Source organism: uncultured Jatrophihabitans sp., from assembly GCF_964244045.1.
Classification (GTDB): domain Bacteria; phylum Actinomycetota; class Actinomycetes; order Mycobacteriales; family Jatrophihabitantaceae; genus Jatrophihabitans.
This window is the reverse complement of record NZ_CAXTHK010000026.1, coordinates 18975-42816: the sequence shown is the minus strand read 5'-3', so window position 1 is coordinate 42816 and position 23842 is coordinate 18975. Positions and strand designations below refer to the sequence as shown.

18 protein-coding genes and 1 pseudogene are annotated in these 23842 nt (G+C 66.0%); 17 read left to right on the top strand and 2 right to left on the bottom strand.

Annotation, left to right across the window (positions count from 1 at the left end; genetic code table 11):
* The first annotated feature begins 14 nt into the window (after window positions 1-14).
* From ACFFC4_RS17070 to ACFFC4_RS17050, 5 genes are read left to right on the top strand one after another with little or no spacing between them, the layout of a single operon-like run.
* Entirely contained in the window at window positions 15-1661 is a 1647-nt protein-coding gene (locus tag ACFFC4_RS17070; RefSeq protein WP_375503043.1) for an ABC transporter substrate-binding protein, read from the top strand.
* 28 nt (window positions 1662-1689) lie between these two features.
* A complete protein-coding gene (locus ACFFC4_RS17065) occupies window positions 1690-2637 on the top strand; it encodes an ABC transporter permease (protein ID WP_375503075.1) in 948 nt (315 codons plus the stop codon).
* 44 nt (window positions 2638-2681) lie between these two features.
* Window positions 2682-3506, top strand: a complete 825-nt coding sequence (locus ACFFC4_RS17060; RefSeq protein ID WP_375503041.1) for an ABC transporter permease — start codon at window positions 2682-2684, stop codon at window positions 3504-3506.
* Window positions 3503-4531: an ABC transporter ATP-binding protein gene (locus ACFFC4_RS17055; RefSeq protein WP_375503039.1), complete on the top strand. Its 1029-nt coding sequence runs from the start codon at window positions 3503-3505 to the stop codon at window positions 4529-4531. Before ACFFC4_RS17060 ends, ACFFC4_RS17055 begins: the two co-directional genes overlap by 4 nt.
* On the top strand, window positions 4528-5310 hold the full coding sequence (locus ACFFC4_RS17050; protein WP_375503037.1) for an ATP-binding cassette domain-containing protein: 783 nt from the start codon (window positions 4528-4530) through the stop codon (window positions 5308-5310). Before ACFFC4_RS17055 ends, ACFFC4_RS17050 begins: the two co-directional genes overlap by 4 nt.
* Before the next feature lie 46 nt (window positions 5311-5356).
* Here the strand turns inward: ACFFC4_RS17050 and ACFFC4_RS17045 are convergent, their stop codons facing one another.
* Window positions 5357-5674 (bottom strand): carboxymuconolactone decarboxylase family protein, encoded by a 318-nt coding sequence (locus ACFFC4_RS17045; RefSeq protein ID WP_375503035.1) that lies wholly within the window; start codon window positions 5672-5674, stop codon window positions 5357-5359.
* Window positions 5675-5868: 194 nt separating this feature from the next.
* Here ACFFC4_RS17045 and ACFFC4_RS17040 point away from each other — a divergent pair, with 194 nt between their 5' ends.
* From ACFFC4_RS17040 to ACFFC4_RS16995, 10 genes and pseudogenes are all read left to right on the top strand, one after another.
* Entirely contained in the window at window positions 5869-6819 is a 951-nt protein-coding gene (locus tag ACFFC4_RS17040) for a diguanylate cyclase domain-containing protein (RefSeq protein WP_375503033.1), read from the top strand.
* Between the two features lie 77 nt (window positions 6820-6896).
* Window positions 6897-8177, top strand: a pseudogene (locus tag ACFFC4_RS17035) (IS1380 family transposase).
* 838 nt (window positions 8178-9015) lie between these two features.
* Window positions 9016-9846, top strand: coding sequence for a hypothetical protein (locus ACFFC4_RS17030; RefSeq protein WP_375503031.1), 831 nt, complete (start codon window positions 9016-9018; stop codon window positions 9844-9846).
* Window positions 9847-9980: 134 nt separating this feature from the next.
* Window positions 9981-10316 (top strand): hypothetical protein, encoded by a 336-nt coding sequence (locus tag ACFFC4_RS17025; protein ID WP_375503029.1) that lies wholly within the window; start codon window positions 9981-9983, stop codon window positions 10314-10316.
* A gap of 248 nt (window positions 10317-10564) precedes the next feature.
* A complete protein-coding gene (gene kdpF, locus ACFFC4_RS17020; protein WP_375503027.1) occupies window positions 10565-10654 on the top strand; it encodes a K(+)-transporting ATPase subunit F in 90 nt (29 codons plus the stop codon).
* Window positions 10654-12315, top strand: coding sequence for a potassium-transporting ATPase subunit KdpA (gene kdpA / locus ACFFC4_RS17015; protein ID WP_375503025.1), 1662 nt, complete (start codon window positions 10654-10656; stop codon window positions 12313-12315). The genes kdpF and kdpA (ACFFC4_RS17015) overlap by 1 nt, the downstream gene beginning before the upstream one ends.
* Window positions 12316-12385: 70 nt before the next feature.
* A complete protein-coding gene (kdpB, locus tag ACFFC4_RS17010; protein ID WP_375503023.1) occupies window positions 12386-14503 on the top strand; it encodes a potassium-transporting ATPase subunit KdpB in 2118 nt (705 codons plus the stop codon).
* 6 nt (window positions 14504-14509) lie between these two features.
* On the top strand, window positions 14510-15397 hold the full coding sequence (locus ACFFC4_RS17005) for a potassium-transporting ATPase subunit C (RefSeq protein ID WP_375503021.1): 888 nt from the start codon (window positions 14510-14512) through the stop codon (window positions 15395-15397).
* A 15-nt stretch (window positions 15398-15412) separates the two neighbouring features.
* On the top strand, window positions 15413-18040 hold the full coding sequence (locus tag ACFFC4_RS17000) for an ATP-binding protein (RefSeq protein WP_375503019.1): 2628 nt from the start codon (window positions 15413-15415) through the stop codon (window positions 18038-18040).
* Window positions 18037-18714, top strand: coding sequence for a response regulator (locus ACFFC4_RS16995; protein WP_375503017.1), 678 nt, complete (start codon window positions 18037-18039; stop codon window positions 18712-18714). The genes ACFFC4_RS17000 and ACFFC4_RS16995 overlap by 4 nt, the downstream gene beginning before the upstream one ends.
* Before the next feature lie 435 nt (window positions 18715-19149).
* Here the strand turns inward: ACFFC4_RS16995 and ACFFC4_RS16990 are convergent, their stop codons facing one another.
* Window positions 19150-20469 carry a DUF2254 domain-containing protein gene (locus ACFFC4_RS16990; RefSeq protein WP_375503015.1) on the bottom strand — a complete coding sequence of 440 codons (1320 nt, stop codon included), beginning with the start codon at window positions 20467-20469 and terminating at the stop codon, window positions 19150-19152.
* Window positions 20470-21284: 815 nt separating this feature from the next.
* On the opposite strand from ACFFC4_RS16990, the gene kdpA (ACFFC4_RS16985) reads away from it, so the two are divergent.
* Window positions 21285-22925 (top strand): potassium-transporting ATPase subunit KdpA, encoded by a 1641-nt coding sequence (kdpA, locus tag ACFFC4_RS16985; RefSeq protein ID WP_375503013.1) that lies wholly within the window; start codon window positions 21285-21287, stop codon window positions 22923-22925.
* 279 nt (window positions 22926-23204) lie between these two features.
* Window positions 23205-23741 carry a universal stress protein gene (locus ACFFC4_RS16980; protein ID WP_375503011.1) on the top strand — a complete coding sequence of 179 codons (537 nt, stop codon included), beginning with the start codon at window positions 23205-23207 and terminating at the stop codon, window positions 23739-23741.
* The last annotated feature ends 101 nt before the right edge of the window (window positions 23742-23842 follow it).

The window sequence follows — 23842 nt, the reverse complement described above, 5'->3', positions numbered from 1 at the left end:
CGTTGGGAGTCATCATGGCCGCCACCCGGCTTGTCACCGCTGCCTGTGGAGCTGCTTCACTCGCCATTCTGCTGGCGGCTTGCTCGGGCTCCAGCTCGTCGAAGTCGCCGACCGGCGGAGCTGTGAAGGGCGCCTCGAAGTCCACCTTCCAGATCGGCACGGCTCACAGCTCCGTCGGCAACGTCAATTGGTACGGCGACTACCGGCCGCCGATCAGCCTCGATCCGCTCGCCCTCGCCGACTATCCGGAGGAGACCGTCATTCCGAACCTGTGTGAACCGTTGCTGCGGGTCGGGCCGAACTACGCGATCACGCCCGGGCTGGCCACGGCAACGGACTACACAGATGCCACGCACCTCAAGCTGACGATCCGCAGCGGGGTGAAGTTCTGGGACGGAACGCCGATGACGGCAACCGATGTGGCCTACAGCCTGAACCGCAACCTGGACCCGAAGGTCGCGTCAAACTACGCCGCCAACTATCAGCGGGTGTCCTCCATCGTTGCCAACAACCCAACGACTGTCACGATCACGTTCAAGCAGCCGACCACCGAGTTCAATGCCGTTCTGGCGACGCTGAGCGGCGCCGTTGTGGAGAAGGCGTTCACCACCAAGGCCGGGCGCGCGTTCGGCAGCCCGCAGAAGGGCGTCATGTGCACCGGGCCGTTCACCTACGGCTCCTTCGACGGCACGAGCAAGCTCGTGATGAACAAGAACCCGAACTACTGGGACTCAGCCCATGCCCCGCACGCGTCGTCGTTCACCTTCCTCTACCCCGCCGATCCCTCCGCCCTCGCCAACGCCTTCACATCGGGCAAGGTCGACGGCGGGTTCAACGTGCCGTCCGGTCTGCTTTCGACGCTCAAGTCATCGACCACCGGCCAGACCTATGTCGGTGCGGCCGGTTCCACTCCCGAGAACGTTGACCTGCTGATCGCGAAGGACACCGGGACGCTCAGCGACGTCCGCGTCCGTCAGGCCCTGTCGATGGTGATCGATCGGGCCGGAATCGCGAAGACGGTCTACAACAACACCGCCGATCCGCTCTACCGGCTCTCGGGCCCCGGCGTCTGGGGCTACGCAAAGCCCACCTTCCAGGCGGCCTACACGCCGATCACCGACAACCTGGATGCGGCGAAGAAACTCATCGCCCAGGCCGGGGCCGCGGGTAAGTCGGTCACCCTGGGATACCCGACCGGCGACGCGCAGAGCACCCAGATCACGACCGTCATCCAACAGGCCGGCGACTCGATTGGGCTCAGGATGAAGATCCAGGGACTGCCCAACCAGCAATACGGATCCTTGTTCGCCGACGCGAAAGCCCGGAAGCCGTTCGACGCCTTTCTCACCAAGAGCTACGTCGAGCTGCCCGAGCCGCTGTTCCAGGACAGTCTCCTCGGCGGCACCGGCGGCGACAACAACTTCAGCGGTTACAGCAACGGCACCGTCGACGCCGCGTTGAACAAGGCCTGGGCCACCACTGACCCGACCGCCAGAGCCACCCTGCTGATCACTGCGGAGAAGGAACTCGCGAAGGATCTGCCGGCGATCCCGATCGTCCAGCCCCGTTCGACGGTGTACCTGTCGAGCAAGCTCGCGGGAGCCACCCTGAGTTTCTCCTTCATGGCGTCACCGTGGGCTGCCGCCGTCGGCGGCCGGTGACAGCAGCGTCGACGGCGAGCCGTGCGTGATGATCGGATTCCTGGTGAAGCGACTGGCCGGCCTGGTCGCGACACTGCTCATCGCCAGCTTCGTCGTCTACGCGAGCATCTACGTGGCGCCGGGAAGTCCAGAGAACGTCCTGTTCGGGTCGCGGCCGCCACCGGAAGCCACTCGCCGAGCGGTCCGGCATGATCTCGGCCTCGACCAGCCGTTCCTGACCCGCTGGGCGCATTGGCTCGACAACGTGCTCCACGGCAATTTCGGCACCTCGTTGATCTCCCAACAGAGCGTGTCGGCGCGTATTGCGCACCCCACGACGATCACCCTGGCGCTCGTTGGATATTCCGCGGTGATCGTGGTCGTCCTGGGAATCGGGCTGGGCCTGCTCTCCGCGCTGCGTCCCGGCGTCGTCGACGTCGCGGTCACGGCGTTCACCTCGCTTGCGACGGCGCTGCCGGCCTTCGTCGCTTCGTCGGTGGCGATCTCGATTTTCGCCGTCCGATTCAAGATCTTCCCGGCCTACGGTCTGGAGCCGGGTCTGGTCGGCTGGATCCGTAGCCTGACCCTGCCCGCCCTGTGCCTGGCGACGATCTCGCTCGGTCTGCTCGCCCGCACCACCCGCGCCGTCGCCAAGGAACAGCTCGCATCCGACGTCGTGCAGACCGCCCGCGCCCGGGGAATCAGCAACGTCCGGATCGTCCGCAGCCACGTGCTCCGGCTGTCGGCCAATTCGGTGGTGACGATCGCCGGCCTGCAGGTGGCCGGCCTGTTCGCCGCCGCGGTCGTCGTCGAGAACGCGTTCGGGCTCGGCGGCCTGGGGCAGCTGCTCATCTCGTCCGTGCAGCAGAAGGACTTTCCAGTGGTTCAGGCGATCTCCCTGCTGTTCGTCTTCGCGTTCGTCGGGCTCAACACCGTCGCCGATCTCGTGAACGCCGTCCTCGACCCGCGGCTTCGCAGCCGAGCGGGGGCATCGTGATGACCGCGCGTCGAACGAATCTCGGAACCTCCGGCTGGGTCGCGATGACGATCCTCATGCTGGTCGTGGCCTGCGCGGTCCTCGCGCCGCTGATCGCGCCACACGATCCGGATGCCGGCAGCTTGCTCGCTGCCTTCCAGGGCCCGACGAGTGGCCACCTGTTGGGAACGGACTCGACCGGGCGAGACATCGCGTCGAGGCTCGTCTATGGCGCGCAGACGAGCCTGGTGGGGCCGGCAGCGATCATCGCTCTGTCGCTGCTCATCGGCGTGCCGATCGCGCTCGCCGCAGCGTGGCGTGGTGGCGCGGTGGCATTCCTGGTCAACCGGGTGCTCGACATCATCTTCGCAATCCCTGGGTTGCTCCTTGCCATTCTGACCGTGTCGCTATTCGGTGCCGGGCTCTGGCCGGCGGTCATCGCGCTCGCAGTCTCCTACGTGCCCTACGTCGCGCGGGTCGTCGTTGCCGCGGCCGAACGGGAACGACGACTCGCCTATGTCACGTCGCTGTCTGTGCAGGGTGTTGGCGTCTTCCGCATCACCGCCGGCCACATGCTCCGCAACCTCGCGCCGTTGATCGTCGGCCAGGCCACCGTTGCGTTCGCCTACGCACTCGTCGATCTCGCCTCCCTGTCGTTCCTGGGGTTGGCGGTCCAGGCACCGCAGGCGGACTGGGGAGTCATGGTCAGTGACCGTGACGCGATCCTGCAGGGCCACCCGAACCAGGCGATCGCGGCAAGCGTGGCCATCGTCGCGACCGTCCTCTCGCTGTTCGTCCTGGGCGCCAGGCTCTCCGGCGAGCAACCCCGCCGCCGAGGACTGTCGCTTCCCCGACGTCCGGGGCGCACGCCGTTGGAGGCGACGCCATGACCGTCCCCGCTCTGTCGATCGAGGACCTGCGACTCACGGTGCGTGGGCCGAAATCCGATGCCAACGTCTTGCTGGGGGTCGACCTGGAAGTCGGCCGCGGCGAGTCGGTCGGGCTCGTCGGAGAGTCCGGTTCCGGGAAGTCCATGACGCTGCGCGCGATCACGGCGCTGGCGCCGCCCGGTTCGCAGGTATCCGGGTCGATCCGCGTCGCCGGCACGGATGCCCTCGCAGCCCGCGGACGCGCCCTTCGTCGGCTCCGTGGCCGGGAAGTAGGGCTGATCTTCCAGGACCCGCGTAGCGCGATCAATCCGACCCGACGCATCGGGGACTTCCTTCTGGAGGCCTCGCGCGATGCCGGCGAGGACCTTGCCGCGACCCGTGTCCGCGCGGTGGAGTTGCTGCACGGCATGGGTATCGCCGACGCCGAACGGCGTATGTCGCAGTACCCGTTCGAACTCTCCGGTGGCCTGTTGCAGCGCATCATGATCGCGTCGGTCCTACTGCCGCGACCGACGCTGATCCTGGCCGATGAGCCCACCACCGCCCTCGACGTCACCACGCAGTCCGATGTGCTGCTGCTGACCGACGATCTTCGCCGCGCACAGGGCACCGCCATGGTCTTCGTCACCCATGACCTCGACCTTGCGCTCGCCGTTTGCAGCCAGGTCGCTGTCATGTACGCCGGGATGATCGTCGAGATCGGACCTGCGCAGGAACTGCGCCGACAGCCGCGCCACCCGTACACGATCGGGCTCCTCGCCTCGCGACCGCCGCTCGATCGGCGTCTGGGCCGGATTCCCGCCATCCCCGGAATCCCCTTGGCCGCAGCCAGCTTCACATCCGGTTGCCCGTTCCTGGCTCGCTGTCCGATCCGCATCGAGCGATGTCAACGAGAGCTGCCGGCGTTGACGTCGACAGCCATCGGACGGGCCAGGTGCCACCGCTCCGCCGAGATCGCCTCGGGTTCGGTCTCGATCGACTTCAGCGCAACCGGTTCGGCCGCAGTGCTGGGCGATGCGCAATGAGCATCGTCGAAGTAACCGGGCTGACGAAACGCTACGGCGCAACGCTCGTCGTCGACGACGTCAGCCTGTCCATCGACGAAGGACGGACCCTTGCCGTCGTCGGTGAATCCGGCGCCGGCAAGTCGACCATCGCGGCCATCGTCACCGGCTCCACGCCTGCGACCGCCGGCACCGTGGTCGTCGCCGGCGAGGACCGGAGCCGGTGGAGCCGATCCACCCGGATGCGCCGCCGTCGCGGCCGCCAACTACAGCTTGTGGCCCAAGATCCGTTCACCAGCCTCGACCCTCGACAGCCCGTAGGGGCAGCCATCTCCGAGGTCATCGCACTGCACGACACCCTCGATCGCGCCGCTCGGCGCACGCGCGCGCTCGAGCTTCTCGACGCCGTCGGCCTCGCGAGCAGTCATGCCTCCGTGTATCCGAGCCGGCTGTCCGGAGGTCAGCGACAGCGGGTGGCGATTGCCCGCGCCCTCGCTGCTCGCCCCGCCGTCATCGTCCTGGACGAGGCTGTCTCAGCACTTGACGTCTCGGTACAGGCGCAGGTGCTGAATCTGCTCACCGAACTGCAGCGGCAGACGAATACGGCCTATCTGTTCATCACCCATGATCTCGGTGTCGTTCGGCAGATCGCGGACGAAATTCTTGTGCTTCGTGATGGACGCACCGTCGAGCAGGGCCCGGCGGACGATGTGCTGATCAGCCCGACATCGCCCTACACACAGGAACTTCTGGCCGCCACGCCTCGCCCGGGATGGACTCCACAGCGCCGCCACCGTTGAGGACTCACCGGAATTCGCACCTGCACGTGCGCCGCGGCCAGGACCGTCATGACGGTTGCTGCGCAAAGTCCAGGACGCGGCCGACGCTCACGTCGCCGGCGGCCACCGCGATGATCTCGGCGATGAGGGCCGTGCACCGCTGCGCACCGGCTGCAATACCTCGCCCGGGTGTTGCCGACCTTGAGTTGCCGGAGACATGGCCGCGTACCTGGGCGACCGCGCCGCCGAGAGCCGTGACCATCGAGAACGTCAGCAGCTCGCGCACTTTCAGGTCGATGCCGTCACGGCCTACGGTGTCGCCGGAGCAGTTGGCCGAGAGGTAGCGATGCAGGTGCTTCTCGTCGTCGGGGGCGTTTGCGGGCACGGCGTCGACCTGATCGTGGCCGACGCTTGCTTCTGCACCGCGATGCCGTTGTCGAAGCGCGTGTCGGGTGGTGGTGGTGGTGGTGGGGGCGGCCGCGTTACAAAGTCGGCCACCGATCAACCTTCAGATCCTGGTCAGCGAGCCGATGTTGCTGGCGAGAACCCAACCGTGCCGGCGCCCTCGAGGAGGAAACGATGACCCGATCGATGGCCGTCGGGTTCGCCGACGCGGTGCTCGACGCGTTACCGGATGCCACGGCGGTGATCGACGGCAACGGAACGATCGTCGCGGTGAACAAGGCGTGGCGGATGGTCGCCGTCGACAACGGGGGACAGCCAGAGGCCACCGGCGTCGGCGTGAACTACCTCGCGATCTGCGCGCGGTCGGCCGCAGCGGGCTGCGCAGACGCGGCCGCCGTCGCCGACGGCATCCGGACCGTGCTGCAGGGGCAGACCCACCACGTCGAGCTGGAATACCCCTGCCCCTCGCCGGCCGTCAGCCGATGGTTCCTGCTCCGAATCGCCCCGCTCGCCCCTCCCGCACACGGCGCCGTCATCTCTCACGTGAATATCACCCGCCGCAAACAGGCCGAACGTGAGCTCGCCCATGCAGCCGCCCACGACCCACTGACCGCGGTGGCCAACCGCACCCTGTTCACCGCGAAGCTCACAAAGGCGCTCACCCCGCCGAACGGGCGAACCGCGCGTGGCGGCGTCGGCGTGCTCTACCTCGACCTCGACGGTTTCAAGCCCGTCAACGACACGTTCGGCCACGAAGCTGGTGACGAGGTGCTGCTCACGACAGCCCAGCGTCTGCGCCAGGTTGTCCGGCCGCAAGACACCGTCGGCCGCCTTGGCGGGGACGAGTTCGCCGTCGTCGCCCCGCGGATCACCGCTGACGGTCTCGACGCGCTTGCCGCTCGGATCACCGCCGCTTTACACCAGCCACATCTCGTGCACGGCCAGCATGTTCAGGTACCCGCGAGCGTGGGCGCGCACCTCGCACTCCCCGGCGAGGCACCGGCCCATGCCCTGCGGCAGGCCGACCGCGCGATGTACGCCGTGAAACGCTCGAGGCGGACATCCCGAGAACGCACCAAACACCCAGGCTCCGAGCCGCTGGAACATGTCGACCTACTCGCCTAGCAGCTCAAGAGCAAACCCGGTCCGTTGATCTTCACGACCGCACCAGGCCCCGCGATCCGCATGGCCCTGCGGCGGGTCTGGCGGCGCTGGCCGAGCAGCAGTTGACAGTGCCGACGGACAAAGGCGCGCACGCCGGGTCGAAGGTGTCCGCGCTGGTCGCGGGGATGGTGGCCGGGGCGGACAGCATCGAGGACATGAACCTGCTGCGTCACGGCGGGATGGGCCGGTTGTTCACCGGTCTCTATGCGCCGTCGACCCTGGGCTCGTTTCTGCGCAGCTTCGCGTTCGGACACGTCCGCCAGCTCGACGCCATCGCTGCGAGGCTCGTCGCGAACCTGGCCACTGCGTCACCGTTGCTGGGCAGCGCGAGCCAGATCGCCTACCTCGATGTCGATGACACGGTGAAGCCGACCTACGGCTACCGCAAGCAGGGTGCCGGGTACGGCTACTCCGGTGTCAGGGTCCGAACGCGCTGATCGCGGCGCTGTCCACGCCGAGTGCGGCGCCGGTGGTCGTCGCGACCCGGCTGCGCAAGGGCTCGGCCACTCCGCCCGCGGAGCGGTCCGGCTTATCGCTGATGCGCTCAAGACCAGCCGGTCCTGCGGCGCGACGGGGCTGCTCGTCGTGCGAGCAGACTAGGCGTATCACGGCAGCGACGTGATCGCCGCCATCAGCCGGGCCGGGGCGCGGTTCTCCATCACCGCCCGACAGGACGTCGCGGTGCGCCGGGCGATCGCCGGCATCAGCGACGATGCGTGGACGGCGATCCGCTTACCCGCACGCCGTGTTCGACAAGCAGTTGCAGCAGTGGGTCAGCTACGCCGAGGTCGCCGAGGTGCGTTCACCGCCTTCGCCTCCCGCGGCAAGAAACGCGCCGTGACCGCGCGGTTGATCATGCGCCGCGTCCGCGATCAGAACCCCGAGCACCTCGTGGCCAACGACCAGGGCGAGCTGTTCCCCGCCTGGCGCCACTACGCCGTGTTCACCGACTCGCCGCTGATGATGCTGCAGGCCGAGGCCGATCACCGCCGGCACGCGATCATCGAACAAGCCATTGCCGGCCTGAAGAACGGTCCGCTCGCGCACCTACCGTCGGGGCGGTTCAACGCCAACGGCGCCTGGCTCGTCGTGGCCGCGATGGCGTCCAACCTGACCCGCGCCGCCGGCGCACTCGCGTCGTTGTCCCACGCCCGAGCGACCACCGCGACGATCCGCCGTCAGCTCATCAACGTCCCCGCCCGAGCGGTCCGTTCCGCCGACGCATCCACCTGCGACTACCGACAAACTGGCCCTGGACCGACGCCTGGCTCGACCTGCTCGCCGCCGCGGCAGGCCCGCCGGTCACCGCCTCCATCTGACCTCCGGGCAGCGAACCCAAACCAAGGATCGAATGGTGAAGCCGGACCAACCGGCAGACCCACCCTGCCCGCAACCAGAACCCCAGTAGCCAAGATCAACTATCGCGACCGTCATTCACGTCGGTGCATCCGGGTTAGCAGCGGAGCTGAAGGGACTCGAACCCCGTCGACGGCGGCCACGTTCTTGGCTCTGTTTGCGTCGAAACCCAAGTCCGTCTGCTGCGCGCCCAACTTCGGCAACGACGGTCGCGGATTGATTGCGACAGGCGGTGACGGCTCCTTGGCACGAGTGCGGTTGAGCGTCGATCTCGGTCCAGTTTGCGTCGTGCTCTGACTTTTGACACAGCTGGGTGCGGACGGCCCGGAGAGCCGCTCGCTGCGTAACGAGCGGCGCAGCACCGCGGCCACGAGAATCCAGCTAAAACACAACAGGCCGAAGGCAACGGCGGCAGCGGGGTGCGCGCTGTGGGCCGGGTGCGTTGCCGCCGCGGAAACTGGGTGCACGACCCCACTTTCGGTCCGGCGCACCCCCGCGTCCAGGTTCACCGGTGAAGTCTCACGACCCACTCACGCCTTCTTCGCACGATAGGTCGTCCCCAGGCTATCGCTCGAGCTGTGACCACACCGCGCGCCGTGGCGGTCGTAAAACGTCACGGGATCGGGCGACGTTGGTTGACGGGAGTTTATACACTGAGTGCATGGGCGACATCGGTGAGGAACGGCGTCACGTCGAGGTGCTTCCGCTGGGAAATCCTGGCGTCCCGCTGACTCGCCCGTCAGCTCCTGATCCCGGCCGACCGGCGAGTCCGTCACCGAGACCGGTTGACCCTGCTCGATCATGAGCGAATTTGCCGGCTCCGAGTATCGAGTCGGTGAGATCAGGGCGCTCAGGACTTTTCGGATCAATTCTGGCGGTCTTCTGCTTCCGCTGTTCGGTGATCGACCGTGGCAAGACGGGCCGAATGCGGCTTGCTGTACGGCAGCCGACGCCAACGACTTCGCGCATCAGGGTGGCATTCCTGATCCGGACTGCCGGTGCGGTTTCTACGCCTACGCCGACGAACACGCCGCCGCGCAGTTTCCGGAAGCCCGCCACGTGCTGGCGGTGGTCAAGTGTTGGGGGCGGGTGGTCGCCGGTACCCGGGGATTGCGCTGCCAGTATGCCGCTGTTGAAGGCCTGTGGATGGACGATCGTGTCCACGAAGCGCTGGCGCGGGCGGTCGTCTCCAACTATCCGACCCTTCGTCGGTATGCGACTCGTGAGCAGATGCTTGATCGTCACCCGTTGGATCAACTCGGCTGCTATGAGCCTTACGTCAGGGCCGGTCGGGTGTCCGCTTTGGTTCGGGCCGCTTGCGTCGTCGGTGTGGTTGTCTTCGGCTTGCTGTCGTCGCTCTCCGATTTGCCGTGGCCCTGGCCGTGGAAAGTCTCTACGGGCCTTCTCCTGCTGCTGCTCGCTACCGCCGGTGGCCACGCCGAACGCACACATCGGAACAATCAACGGCATCGCCTTCTCGTTGCCGGGCTCGCCCTGTGGATCGTGGGTTCGTTTTTCGGGGTCGCTGGCAGCGTGCTCATCCAGCTACCGCTCGTCCTGCTCGTCACCTTGGCCGCGAGCCACAAACTCGGCGAACATCGACGCGCGAGGCGGTATCCCGAGCCTGCGTGAACGAGCCGTGGGAATCCTGTGGTGATCGCGCACAGACGACGCCGCAAGCGGGAGGGCGCACGCACGCTGGTGCAATGACATTGATCAGGCACTCGAGGCCACCTCGCCTCTTCATGCACTTCACCGGAGCCGCGGTGGGCGCCGGCTATCTCTGGCTGCAGTACTCCATCGATCCGGTGGCCGAGCCGGTTCGCTTTCGCAACCCAGTGCGCGACGAGCCAGCCGGCGTAGCTGCTGACAGCGAAGGTCTAGCTCTGCAGCACTGCCGCAGTTCCTACAGCCTCGCAGTGGACCACCTGCGCGTCGTGGGGGTTCTTGCAGTCGGTCCAAGGGCAAACAGTCGTCCCGGACCCCTACGCATTCGATTCGCTCCTCTGGTCGCGACGGACGGACTGGACGGCGAGCTATGTGATGTCGACGTCGAGATCACCGGCTCTCACGTGACGCACGTCGCGGCCTACATGCTGTGACCCCGCCAGCCGTGGAGAAGGCGTGAGAGTGGCGCTTGGATCGCGTGAGCAACCGCCGAAACGACCTCGGCGCTGACTCGTTAGGCGTTAGCTATCCGAGCTCGGTGGATCACCGTCGAGCCGTCACGAGGTGGCGTCGTCGCCTCGACACAACATCTGGAGCAAGGTGTGAGTGACTTCTGGGCGGTCGTGATCACGATCGCCATCTTCGGCTTGCTGGCCCTGATCGCGAAGGGGGCCGAGCGGCTGTGAACGCGACCAACATCATCGGCTTGGTCCTGGCGATCGGGCTGACCATTTTCCTGGTCATCGCGCTGATCCTGCCGGAGAAGTTCTGATGCCTGACTACCTCGCTGGAACGATTTTCATTCTGACGCTAATCGCTGCGCTGGTGATCGTGCATCGGCCGTTCGGTGACTACATGGCCAACGTCATGACGACCCGCCACCACCTCGCACCGGAGCGGGTGATCTACAAGGTCGGCGGCGTAGACGCCGACTCCGAGCAGACGACCTGGCGCTATCTGCGCGCGGTCCTGTCCTTCAGCGTCGTGTCGGTGCTCTTCCTGTATGTGTTCATGCGGGTCCAGCAACACTTCTGGCCACCGTACGCGGTGCCTAAGATGACCACTGACCAGGCGTTCAACACCGCCGCCAGTTTCGTCACCAACACGAACTGGCAGTCCTACTCAGGCGAGAGCGCCCTGGGATACGTCGTGCAGATGGCCGGCCTTGCGGTACAGAACTTCCTCTCCGCCGCGGTCGGAATCGCGGTGGCGATCGCGCTAGTTCGCGGCTTTGCCCGCACGAAGACCGACCGGCTCGGTAACTTCTGGGTCGACCTGACGCGCATCTCGATCCGTGTGCTGCTCCCGCTGTCGCTGCTGTTCGCGATCGTCTTCGTCGGCGCCGGCATGATCCAGAACTTCCACGACTACTCCACCGTGCACACCCTGGCCGGCGGCACGCAAACGATCACCGGGGGACCGGTGGCCAGCCAAGAGGCGATCAAGGAGCTCGGCACCAACGGTGGCGGCTTCTACAACGCCAACTCCGCCCACCCCTTCGAGAACCCGACGGCCTGGACGAACTGGCTCGAGATCTTTCTGCTGCTCGTCGTGTCGTTCTCACTGCCGCGCACCTTCGGGCGCATGGTCGGCGACCTGCGCCAGGGCCGCGCGATCGCCGCCGTGATGGCTACGCTCGCCATCATCAGCGTCGTGCTGATGGTGGTATTCCAGGGCATTCACCACGGCACCGTCCCGACAGCCGTCGGTGCGGCCACGGAAGGCACCGAGAGCAGGTTCGGGGTTCCAGGTTCCTCGGTGTTCGGAACCGCAACGACACTGACCTCGACCGGTGCGGTAAACAGCTTCCACGACTCGTTCACCAGCCTCGGTGGTGCAATGACGCTGCTGAACATGATGCTCGGCGAGATCGCGCCCGGCGGCACCGGATCAGGTCTGTACGGCATGTTGGTGCTCGCCGTGATCACCGTCTTCGTGGCCGGCCTCATGGTCGGCCGTACCCCGGAGTACCTCGGCAAGAAGCTCGGCGGACGCGAGCTGAAGTTCGCCTCCCTGTACCTGCTGACTACGCCCGCGCTCGTGCTCACCGGCACGGCGATAGCCATGGGTCTGCCGGGCGAACGCGCCTCGATGCTCAACTCCGGCCCGCACGGACTCTCGGAAGTGCTCTACGCGTTCACCTCGGCCGGCAACAACAACGGCAGCGCGTTCGCAGGCATCAGCGTGAACACCGTGTGGTACAACTACGCGCTCGGCCTGACCATGCTGCTCGGCCGGTTCCTGCCGATGATCTTCGTGCTCGGCCTCGCGGGGTCGTTGGCGAGCCAGAAGCCGACACCGGCCTCCGACGGCACGCTGCCGACCCACAGACTCCTGTTTGTAGGGATGCTGACGGGCGTGACAGTGATCGTCGTCGCGCTGACCTACTTCCCGGCCCTGGCTCTCGGGCCCCTGGCCGAAGGACTGCACTGATGACCGACCTGCGCACCGCTCCGGCCGCCCAAAGCCCTACCGCAACGTCATTCACTCACGGAGTTCGCTCATGACTCACACCCTGGAAAGGCCCGCACCGACGGCTTCAACCGAGCCGCACCGCGTGAAAGGGGGGGTGCTCGACCCCCAACAGCTCTGGCGGTCGTTGCCCGATGCGCTGAAAAAGCTCGACCCGCGCACGCTCTACAAGAACCCCGTCATGTTCATCGTCGAGATCTGCGCGGTGTTCACGACGGTCGAGGCGATCGCCAACCCCTCAACCTTCGCGTGGCTCATCGTCGTCTGGCTGTGGCTGACGACCCTGTTCGCCAACCTGGCCGAGGCGGTGGCCGAGGGCCGCGGCAAGGCCCAGGCCGACGCGCTGCGACGTGCCAAGACCGATACGATCGCGCGCCGCCTGCGGGCCGACGGCACCGAGGAGTCGGTGCCCGCCCCGCAGCTGCAAAAGGGTGACCGGGTGGTGTGCGAGGCCGGCGACTTCATCCCTGGTGACGGGGATGTCGTCGACGGCATCGCCAGTGTTGACGAGTCGGCTATCACGGGCGAGAGCGCGCCGGTGATCCGCGAGAGCGGCGGTGACCGCAGCTCGGTCACCGGCGGCACCCGGGTGTTGTCGGACCGGATCGTCGTCGAGATCACCCAGGAACCGGGTCAGAGCTTCATCGATCGGATGATCGCGCTGGTTGAGGGTGCGAGCCGGCAGAAGACGCCGAACGAGATCGCCCTGAACATCCTGCTGGCCTCGCTGACGATCATCTTCTTGCTGGCCACCGTGACCCTGCAGCCGCTGGCGATCTTCTCGAAGGCCAACCAGCCGGGCATCCCGAACTCGGCCTCGCTCGACCAGCACGGCATTACCGGCATCGTCCTGGTGTCCCTGCTGGTCTGCCTGATCCCCACCACCATCGGCGCGCTGCTGTCGGCCATCGGCATCGCCGGCATGGACCGCCTCGTGCAGCGCAACGTGCTCGCGATGAGCGGGCGGGCCGTCGAGGCCGCCGGCGACGTGAACACGCTGCTGTTGGACAAGACCGGCACGATCACGCTCGGCAACCGGCAGGCGTCGGAGTTCGTGCCGGCTGGGACGGTCAGCATGGCGGAGCTGGCCGACGCCGCCCAACTGTCGTCGCTCGCCGACGAGACACCGGAGGGACGTTCGATCGTCGTGCTGGCTAAGACCGAATACGGCTTGCGCGAGCGCGAACTCGGCAACGCGACGTTTGTGCCGTTCACCGCCCAGACCCGGATGAGCGGCGTGGATATCGACGGCCGTGAGGTTCGCAAAGGAGCGGCGGGTTCCTGTCTGCAATGGGTTCGGGACAACGGCGGCACACCGCCCTCGGACGTCGGCGACATCGTCGACGGCGTCTCGGCCAGTGGCGGTACGCCGCTGGTGGTGGCCGAGCGGCAGGTCGGATCCCCGGCGCGGGTGCTTGGCGTCATCCACCTCAAGGACGTCGTCAAGCAGGGCATGTCCGCGCGGTTCGAGGAACTGCGGTCGATGGGTATCCGCACGGTGATGATCACCGGTGACAACCCGTTGACCGCCAAGGCGATCGCTGAAGAGGCGGGTGTCGACGACTTCCTCGCCGAGGCCAAGCCCGAGGACAAGATGGCGCTGATCAAGCGCGAGCAGGAGGGCGGCAAGCTGGTCGCGATGACCGGCGACGGCACCAACGACGCACCGGCCCTCGCCCAGGCCGACGTCGGCGTCGCCATGAACTCGGGGACGTCCGCGGCCAAAGAGGCCGGCAACATGGTCGACCTCGACTCCGACCCGACAAAGCTCATCGAGATCGTCGAGATCGGTAAGCAGCTGCTCATCACGCGCGGTGCGCTGACCACGTTCTCCATCGCCAACGACGTCGCCAAGTACTTCGCGATCATCCCGGCGATGTTCGCGGCCGTGTACCCGGGTCTCGACAAGCTCAACATCATGCGGCTGCACTCGCCGGAGTCGGCGATTCTGTCGGCCGTCATCTTCAACGCGTTGATCATCATCGCGCTGATCCCGCTGGCGCTGCGCGGCGTGCGGTACCGGCCCTCGAGCGCGAGCGCGATGTTGCGCCGCAACCTCCTCATTTACGGCCTGGGCGGGATCGTGCTGCCCTTCGCCGGGATCAAGGTCATCGACCTGATCATTCAATTCGTTCCCGGAATCGGGTGACCTCGCATGCGTTCATTATCAGACATTTTCCGTCAGCTCTTTGCGTCCCTGCGGATGTTGATCGTGTTCACCGCGATCGTCGGGATTGCCTACCCGCTGGCCATCACCGCTATTGCCCAGATCCCAGGGCTCCGTGGGCGCGCTGACGGTCAGATCCTCAAGGCCGACGGCAAGCCAGTCGGCTCGGCAATACTCGGTCAAGCATTCACCGACAAGAACGGCAAGCCGCTCGTGCAATACCTGCAGTCGCGGCCCTCGGCCGATGACTACGACCCGACCGCCAGCGGTGCCAGCAACCTTGGCCCCGAGTCGATCGTCGACACGCTGCCCGACCCGAAAACGAAGGGCGACACCGGGACGCAGAGCCTGCTGACCCAGGTCTGCAGTCGCAGCCTGGCCGTCGGGCAACTCGAGCACGTCGATGGCGCCCGGCCGTTCTGCGCGGACGGCGTGGGCGCGGTGCTGGCCGTCTTCTACGCCGGACCCGGCTACCACGGCGCAGTAAACCGTGCGGTCAGCCTCAACCAGGCATGCCCGAGCACTCCGTTCCTGTCGACGTACAAGGGCGTCAAGGTCACCTGCGCCACATTCGGGACCGACTACAGCAAGGGCAAGGTCGTGCCGATCAAAGGCAACGCACCTTCCCACCCGGCAGTGCCCGCCGACGCAGTCACCGCCAGCGGGTCCTCACTCGACCCCAACATCAGCCCGGCCTACGCCAAGATCCAAGAGGTCCGCATAGCCAAGGCGCGGGGCATCAGCATCACCCAGGTTCAGGCCGTCGTGCATCAGTACACGTCGGGCCGCGATCTCGGCTTCATGGGCGAATCGATCGTTAACGTGCTGAAGGTGAACCTAGCGCTGGACAAGCGGTACCCCGTCTCGGCTAAGTGACGAGGGGCGGCGACCGTGCGGGGCCAGTTGCGGGTCTACCTGGGCGCAGCACCAGGAGTCGGCAAGACGTTCGCGATGCTCGATGAGGGCCACCGCCGGCGCGATCGGGGAACCGACGTCGTGGTCGCCTACGTCGAGACGCACGGACGTCCACGGACCGCAGAACGTCTGGAAGGGTTAGAGGTCGTGCAACGGCGCGTCGTGGACTATCGCGGCGCGTCGTTCACAGAGCTCGACGTCGACGCGGTGCTCGCACGGAGACCCGAGCTCGCACTCGTCGACGAACTCGCACACAGCAACGTCCCGGGTAGCGCGCACGAACGTCGTTGGCAGGACATTGAACAGCTGCTCGAAGCCGGCATTGACGTCATCAGCACGGTCAACGTCCAGCATCTCGAATCGCTCAACGACGTCGTCGAGGCCATCACCGGCGTACCGCAGCGCGAGACCGTTCCGGATTCGGTAGTGCGGGCCGCTGAACAGGTCGAACTCGTCGATATGACGCCCGAAGCGCTGCGCAAACGCATGGCACACGGCAACATCTACCAACCGGACAAGGTCGACGCCGCCCTGTCCAACTACTTTCGACCCGGAAACCTCACTGCGCTACGTGAACTTGCGTTGCTCTGGCTGGCAGACAGCGTCGAGGAAGGGATGCAGCGCTACCGCGAGCAACACGGCATCGCTGCCAAGTGGGAGACCCGCGAACGCATAGTCGTCGCGCTGACGGGCGGGCCGGAGGGCGACACCCTCGTCCGCCGTGCGGCCCGGATCGCTGCGCGGGTTGCCGGCGGTGACGTGCTCGCCGTGCACGTCGCCCGCAGCGACGGCCTGAGCGGCTCCAGCATCGCCGCGCTGGAACGGCAACGGCTCTTACTCGAATCGCTCGGCGGTACCTATCACTCGATCATTGGCGACGACATCGCCGAGGCCGTCCTCAGCTTCGCCCGTGCCAACAACGCCACCCAGATCGTCATCGGAGCCAGCAGGCGCAACCCGGTCATGGCCAGCCTGACCGGACCCGGCACCGGCATGACGATCACCCGCCTCTCCGGTTCGATCGACGTCCACGTCGTCGGACACGACTTCGTCGGCAAGGGCCGGATACTTCCGGCGATCTCGCGCGGACTCACGGTCCGCCGTCGCCTGGCCGGGCTCGGTGTTGCCGTGGTGCTGCTCACTGCTCTCGTCCTGATCTGTACTTCGGCCCGGGGGGAACTGAGTCTTGGCAGTGACCTGCTGTTGTTCCTGCTGGTTGTCGTCCTGGTCAGCCTTGTCGGCGGCTTCTATCCCGCCTTCGGGGCTGCCGTCGCGGCGAGTGTGCTGCTCAACTACTACTTCGTCGAGCCCCTGCACCGCCTGACGATCTCCAAGCCCGAGAACGTCCTTGCGTTGATCGTTTTCATTCTCATCGCCACCCTGGTCTCGCGGGTGGTCGACGCCGCCGCGCGGCGCTCGGCCGAGGCCGCTCGCTCGAACGCCGAAGCGGAAACGTTATCCACGCTCGCCGGAAGTTTGCTGCGCGGCGAGCAAGCGCTGCCGGCTCTGCTGGAGCGGGTACGTGAGACCTTCGCGGTCTCGAGCGTGACCCTGCTTCAACGGGAGAGCGAGGCCCCAACCAGCCAGGCATCCCCGCACGGGTTGGGCAGGCGACCCGGCGGCCTGACCGGAACCTGGACGTGCTTGGCCAGCATCGGACCGGACCCGTGCATGACGCCTGACGACGCCGACACTCAGGTCGACGTGGGCGACAAACTGTCGCTCGTGCTTCGCGGTCGCGCCTTGGCTGCTGAAGACCAACGAGTCTTGTCCGCCTTCGCCACTCAAGTCGCGGTCGCGTATCAGCAGCGTCGGCTCGCCGACGCTGCAGCTGGGGCCGATGAGCTGGCAGAGACCGACCGGCTGCGTTCTGCGTTGCTGAACGCGGTGAGCCATGATCTGCGCACGCCTATCGCCTCCGCGAAGGCGGCCGTGTCCGGACTCCTCAGCACCGACGTGACATGGAGTGATTCCGATCGCCTCGAACTCTTGACCTCAGCAGACAAGTCTCTGGACAACCTCACGGCACTGGTGACAAACCTGCTCGACCTCTCGCGCGTCCAGGCCGGTGTGCTGGCTCCCGACATCACCTCTGTCGATGTCATTGACGCGATCTCTATGGCAATGGATCACAGCCCGCACATTGCTGGGGACCGCGCGGTCGTGGACGTTCCGCCATACACACCAGAGGTCTGCGCAGATGCGGGGCTTCTCGAGCGCGTGATCGCCAACTTGATCGAGAACGCGTTGCGGTACAGCCCACCCGACAAACCGGTGCGAGTCTCGGCCAGCGCCCACGGCCGATCCGTGGAGATCAGGGTCGTGGATCAAGGGCCCGGCATCCCCGAGGGCGACCGCGAGACCGTCTTCGCGCCCTTCCAGCGGCGGGAGGACCACCGGACCGCATACAGCGCAGGCGTCGGACTGGGGCTTGCCATCGCCCGCGGCTTCACCGAGGCCATGGGGGGCACCCTTACGCTCGACGACACACCCGGCGGCGGCCTCACAACCGTCGTCGCGCTCCGACGCGCCACTAGCTCCGACTTGTACCTCACAGAGGGCTCGAAGCTCGACATGTCGCCGGCCGGTGGAGGTGAGGAATGATCTCCGTCCTCGTCGTCGACGACGAACCGCACCTCTTACGCATGCTTGTCTTGAACCTCGGCAGTCGTGGTTACCTGGTCACCTCCGCGACAACCGGCAGAGGTGCACTCGAACAGCTCAATGGCACGCCGCCCGATCTCATGGTGCTCGACCTGGGGCTGCCCGACATGGACGGCACCGAAGTCATCACCTGGGCGCATGAGCGACTCCCGCGCATGCCTGTGGTCGTGCTGTCCGCCCGCACCGGAAGCCAGGACAAAGTCACCGCCTTCGACCTGGGCGCCGCCGACTACGTCACCAAGCCCTTCGACGTCAATGAGCTCGTGGCGCGGTTGCGAGCGGCCGCCCGCGGCGCCCATCTCACCGAACCCGACGCTCCAGTGCAGCTCGGCGAGTTCAGCGTCGATCTCGCCGCCCGTGTCATACGCCGCGGGAGCGAACCGGTCCATCTCACGCCCACCGAATGGCGCATGCTTGAGGTGCTCCTACGGCGACCGGGCGGCTTGGTGACGCCCACCGAACTACTGATCTCGATGCGAGGTGATGCCGAACACACCGAGCGGAGCTACCTACGCATATATGTCCAACAGCTGCGACGAAAATTAGAACGAGACCCAGGACGCCCGCGCTACCTCATCACCGAACCCGGACTCGGTTACCGGTTCGTTCCCTAAGCCAAGTGTCCCAGCGCCGGAGTCGATCGTGACGACGACGGTCGAGCCTTCAATGTGTGCTAGGCATCCTCCGCCGCGGTGCACCGGCCGAAGTGGGTCGCGACAGCAGGCGGCATCGCCCGCCTGTCGCCTTGATTCGAGGTGCGGCCGGAGCTGCTGGCGGTTCAAACGATGGCCGCGCACGCTGGGGTGGCGTGACAGCGACCGGAACCTAAGAGGCGACTCCGGACGTTCGACCGATTGCTCGCCAACACATCGCCGACCGGTTCGGTCTGGTCATCGACTTTTTTTCCAACGCGGATTAGCACTGACCTGACTACTGCCGGCGAAAACGGCTCGCGAACCCTCGGTCAGACAAACGACGACCTGCGCAGGATCACGGCATCGGTTGCAAACGCAATATGCCAGCATCGGTGCAGGTAGCACGCTAGGGGCTCAGCGTCGGGTGTCAATGCCCGGGCGTTCGAGTTCGGCGAGCAAGAGGTCGTACCGTCGGCGCACCTCGAAGCGGTCCTCGGCCTCGTCGATGTCGGTCTCGCTGCCCCGCAAGATCATCTTCGCCTGACGAAGGACGACGGCCCGCTGCTCAGCCGTCCGGGTGTAAGCAGAGACCTTTCCCAAGCTCTCCATCAATCTGATGGCGACCGCTGGCATCCCCACGCCGGCTTGGCGGATCTTGTCGTAGGCGCGATCGACCATCCGCCGGTAATCAGGGCCAAGCGCGATGACCCGTATTGCGCCGGCGGAGTCCCGGTGGATCCCGTCGGGCAGACCTCGCTCGGACACGGTGCACAGCCCGTCAGCCAGCCAGTCGATGCATGTCAATGCGGTGAAGGTGTCATTCACCGCTGGCGAGAGTGCCCGAATGGCAATCTCGACGAGTTGATCAATAGCGAAGACCGGGTCCTGGTCCAGGGTGCGGTGGGCACCTGTGATGTGCGCCCGAGCCAGCGATTTGGTCACCTCGCGTGCGTCGGAGGGCGGCCAGACACGGGCAAGCGGTAACCCATGCGTGACGAAGTGTCCTGGCCGGTGGATGACTTGAAGTACGACATCGTGCTTGGCGGCAATCTGAATCAGCTGTTCGTAGCCGACGAACTGAAGATACCCACTCTTATTGGCGACGACGGCCAAGCCTTCGCTGGTCAACAGCGCGCGCAGCTGTTCGGCAGGTCGACCGGTAGCAAAGACCCGAGGTTGCTGCTTGCGGGGGGAAACCGGGAACTGGACGTCGATGGCGCGTGACAGGTTGCCTGCGATGGAGGAGATCACGACCGGTAGCTGGATGCTCACGGTGATGTGGTGGATGAAATAGATGAGGACCAGCACGTTCAGGAACACGAGCAGCAGCGCAACCGTCACGCTGATCTGGGGTACGAAGGTTCGACTACCGGCACCGCCGCCGATAGAACCGAGGGTCAGAAGCGCGTAGACAAAGGTTGCGACGAAGGTGCCGAGCGTGCCCTGCGTACCAAGATCACGGATGAAGTTCCGCAGCATCCGCGGCCCGAATTGTTGTGACGCGAGGGTCAGCGCAACGATTGTCACCGAGAACACCACCCCGAGGACCGTGATCACGCCGGCTGCGAGCGTGCTGAGAAGTTGCCGCGCGCCGTCGGCGCTTTCGATCCTGATCCACGACGGGAGGGTGGAAGACTCGTTGTATAAGTGGAAGTCGACGTTGTAGGTAACGACGAACAAGATTACGGCGGCTCCCAACAGCATCACCGGCACGAGCCACAGCGTGGTGCGCAACGCGTCTCTGCGCCACGGGGGCAATCCGAACGAGAAATCGGGCACGGCCCTGCCTCCACTAGGGTAGTACCGTCACACTGACCTGGCTCTGAGGTAAGCATCTGTCGCGAAACCGGCAGTCGGCGGCAGTGACACGGAGCAACCGGTTGCCAGGTCCAGCCAGCGAACGCGCCTGGCCCGCGCTGAGGTCCTTGGGCGAGCCTGCCGCACATTGCGCCCGACCGGTCAGGAGACGGCGTGAGCGTTGCGTGGGGATCTCATGAGTACTTCGTGGCAATCATCCCGCCTGGCACCCGTCCCAGAGCGCTCCAGGCAATGCTGTCGATGCGGCGACGACTGCGTCGCCGGACTTCCCTTTGGAGTAGCACAGGTGCTGTCGTCCACCCGTGACGGCTCGGTGAGGCGTGCTGACCGCTTTGCACCCGAGCGAAACGCGTTCACCGGCGCCCTCAACGCAAGGCTCGCCGGATGAGGACGATCGTCACGGGAGCTGGCTACTTCGACGGCTGCCTACATGCGGGAAACACAGGGGGCTCGGTGGCCACGATCGTTCTCGCACACGGACGTCCGTACGAGGGCAGCGATACCGGTATCGCGATTGATTCCGATGGCCATGCCTGCTGCGACTTCCGGAACGCATACCTGAATTCACAGGGTCGGTCCTGGCTCGACAAATGCTCGGCGGACCCGACGTTCGCGCCTACTTCCTTCGGGTGCAGCACCTATGCGCGACACGCCTCCGCCTCGACGCTGGGCTCCTGCAGATTGCCCGCCGGTGCGCATACCGACCGAGGAAGTGAAGGAGAGACTCCCGCATGATCACCGTTCTCGCTGTGATCACCTTGCTGGCAGCGGTACACGTGCCGCTCGGCAATTACATCGCCCATATCTTCACCAGCGAGCGACATTGGCGAATCGAGCGCCTCGTTTACCGACTCGGGCGTATCGACCCGGACGCCGACCAGCGTTGGACAGTCTATCTGCGCTCGCTGCTTGCGTTCAGCGTCACGGGGGTCGCAATTCTTTATGTACTCCTACGCGTCCAAGGCCACCTGCCCTATTCGTTAGGGCATCCGGGCGTGCCGCCGGCGCTGGCCTTGAACACTGCGGTCAGCTTCACGACCAATACCAGTTGGCAGTCCTACGCTGGTGAATCAACACTCGGTCACCTTGGGCTGGCCGTGGGGCTCGGCGTGCAGGGGTTCTTGTCGGTCGCCGTCGGTATCGCCGCCGCGATCGCACTCGTCCGCGGCCTGGTTCGCCGCGAAACCGACCGGGTCGGCAACTTCTGGGTAGACGTCACCCGCAGCTGCACCCGCCTCATGTTGCCGCTTGCACTGCTCGGCGGCTTGTTGTTGCTCACCCTCGGCGTCATCCAGAACTGGCATGACCCACATATGTTCGCGACTGTAGCGGGGGGTTCACAGACCGTGCTCGGGGGGCCGATCGCGAGTTGGGAGCCGGTCAAGCTGTTGAGCGGTGACGGCGGTGGCGCGTTCAACGCAAACAGCGCCCACCCCTTCGAGAATCCGACGCCGATCACGAACACCGTCGAAATCTTCTTGATGCTGATGATTCCGTCGGCGTTTCCGCGTGCGTATGGCCGCATGGTCGGGGATCGCCGACAAGGTTGGGCGTTGGCCGTGGTGGCGGCGATCCTGCTAGGCGTTGGCATCACCGCCGGCCTGCTGACCCAATCAGCTCATCACGGCACCGTGCCCACCGCGGTCGGCTCGGCGGTCGAGGGAACGGAGGTTCGCAACGGTGTTTCGGATTCGGCGCTGTTCGGCGTCGCAGCGACCGCCAGCGCCGACGGCGCGGCCGATGCCAGCTATGACTCCTTCACCGGCCTCGGGGGTGGGGTGCTGATGGCGAACATGATGCTCGGCGAAATCAGCCCGGGGGGTGGCGGTAGCGGCCTTTATGCATTGCTCATCGTGGCGCTGCTGGCGGTATTCCTGGGCGGCCTCATGATCGGCAGAACACCGGAATATCTTGGCAAACGTGTCCGTCGACGAGAGATGACCTTCGTCGCGCTATACACGCTGACGATGCCCGCGACTCTGTTGATCGGTGTGGCGCTGGCCATCGGATCGCATACGGGTCAGTCGAGCCTCTTGAACACCGGCGCCCACGGCGTGTCCGAAGCGCTGTACGCCGTGACCTCGGCGGCGAACAGCAACGGCAGCGCATTCGCCGGCCTCAACGCTAATACCACCTTTTTCAACACACTGCTCGCCGTTGTCATGCTTGTGGGCCGCTATCTGCCAATGGTGTTCATCCTCGCACTGGCTGGAGCGTTCGCCCGGCAGAAACAGCGGCCTGAGACATCTGGGACCCTCAAGACGCACACCCTGCTGTTTGTCGCACTCACGACCGGCGTCGCGATCTTGGTCTCTTTGCTGTCCTTCCTTCCCGCACTCGCCCTGGCCCCGGCCGCGGACTCGCTGCTCTGAGCCGCCCTGATCAGCGGTCTGACCCGTCCCGAGTCGACTGTGCGCGATAAGTCTGTAACAGCCCGGCTCCGCAGCCCGCGTCCGAACATCGGGTCATTGCGCGGCAAGAAAGCTTCTCTCGCTCGAGCTCCCGCGTTCGTCCTGCCGGAGATCCGTGGGGTGCGGAACGGTTCTCCGCTGGCCGTTCAGGGTGCGTGGGCGTGTCGTGATAACGGCGTGAACATCGTTCTCGACGGCGGCCCGCGCGGTCAGACTCGTGGGTGTGTGTAAAGACAATCGGTGGGGGGTAGCGCTGTGAGCTTGGTACGCGTCGACCGGGTGGTGGTCGGTGTTACCGGCAGCCTCGGCAACTTGGCAGCATTGCACGCCGCGGTGGCCGAAGCACAACGGTGCCACGCCCCGCTTGTCATGGTGAACGCGTGGACGCCGCCGGGCGGGGAAACCGGGTATCGCAGAGCCCCGTGGCGCCCGATTCTTGACCTGTGTCGGGAGCAGGCCGCGACGACCCTGTCGACCGCCATGTTTGACGCGTTCGGCGGCCCGCCGCCGGGATTGAGCGTGTCCACCGTGCTCATCCGCGGTCAGGCCGGGCAAGCGCTTGTGCACTTGTCCGGTCATCCTGGGGACCTACTCGTCGTCGGTGCGGGCCGACGCGGCCGACTGGCACGATATCGGCACGGTGCGGTCGCCCGCTACTGCTTGTCACACGCACTGGGGCCGGTGCTTGCCGTTCCTCCGCCGGAGCTCCTGCGGGCGCTGTCGTCCGGTCCGCGGCGACAGCTTTCTCGCGCTGGCATCGCTCAATTCAGGTCGTGACGTGCTCCGGGATGACCCATTTTCGCCGTGGCTGAGCACCAGCACCGTGGTGCTGAAGCGTGACGGGCAACAATGCCGAGGCGTCCCGGCGGACCTTCGAA

What these genes read in the sequence shown, in the direction of transcription:
- kdpA (WP_375503025.1), top strand. Translation starts at nt 10,654, where the DNA reads ATGCCTGACTACCTCGCTGGAACGATTTTCATTCTGACGCTAATCGCT.
- ACFFC4_RS17060 (WP_375503041.1), top strand. Translation starts at nt 2,682, where the DNA reads ATGACGATCCTCATGCTGGTCGTGGCCTGCGCGGTCCTCGCGCCGCTG.
- ACFFC4_RS16995 (WP_375503017.1), top strand. Translation starts at nt 18,037, where the DNA reads ATGATCTCCGTCCTCGTCGTCGACGACGAACCGCACCTCTTACGCATG.
- kdpB (WP_375503023.1), top strand. Translation starts at nt 12,386, where the DNA reads ATGACTCACACCCTGGAAAGGCCCGCACCGACGGCTTCAACCGAGCCG.
- ACFFC4_RS17050 (WP_375503037.1), top strand. Translation starts at nt 4,528, where the DNA reads ATGAGCATCGTCGAAGTAACCGGGCTGACGAAACGCTACGGCGCAACG.
- ACFFC4_RS17005 (WP_375503021.1), top strand. Translation starts at nt 14,510, where the DNA reads ATGCGTTCATTATCAGACATTTTCCGTCAGCTCTTTGCGTCCCTGCGG.
- ACFFC4_RS17040 (WP_375503033.1), top strand. Translation starts at nt 5,869, where the DNA reads ATGACCCGATCGATGGCCGTCGGGTTCGCCGACGCGGTGCTCGACGCG.
- kdpA (WP_375503013.1), top strand. Translation starts at nt 21,285, where the DNA reads ATGATCACCGTTCTCGCTGTGATCACCTTGCTGGCAGCGGTACACGTG.
- ACFFC4_RS17070 (WP_375503043.1), top strand. Translation starts at nt 15, where the DNA reads ATGGCCGCCACCCGGCTTGTCACCGCTGCCTGTGGAGCTGCTTCACTC.
- ACFFC4_RS17065 (WP_375503075.1), top strand. Translation starts at nt 1,690, where the DNA reads ATGATCGGATTCCTGGTGAAGCGACTGGCCGGCCTGGTCGCGACACTG.
- ACFFC4_RS17030 (WP_375503031.1), top strand. Translation starts at nt 9,016, where the DNA reads ATGAGCGAATTTGCCGGCTCCGAGTATCGAGTCGGTGAGATCAGGGCG.
- ACFFC4_RS17055 (WP_375503039.1), top strand. Translation starts at nt 3,503, where the DNA reads ATGACCGTCCCCGCTCTGTCGATCGAGGACCTGCGACTCACGGTGCGT.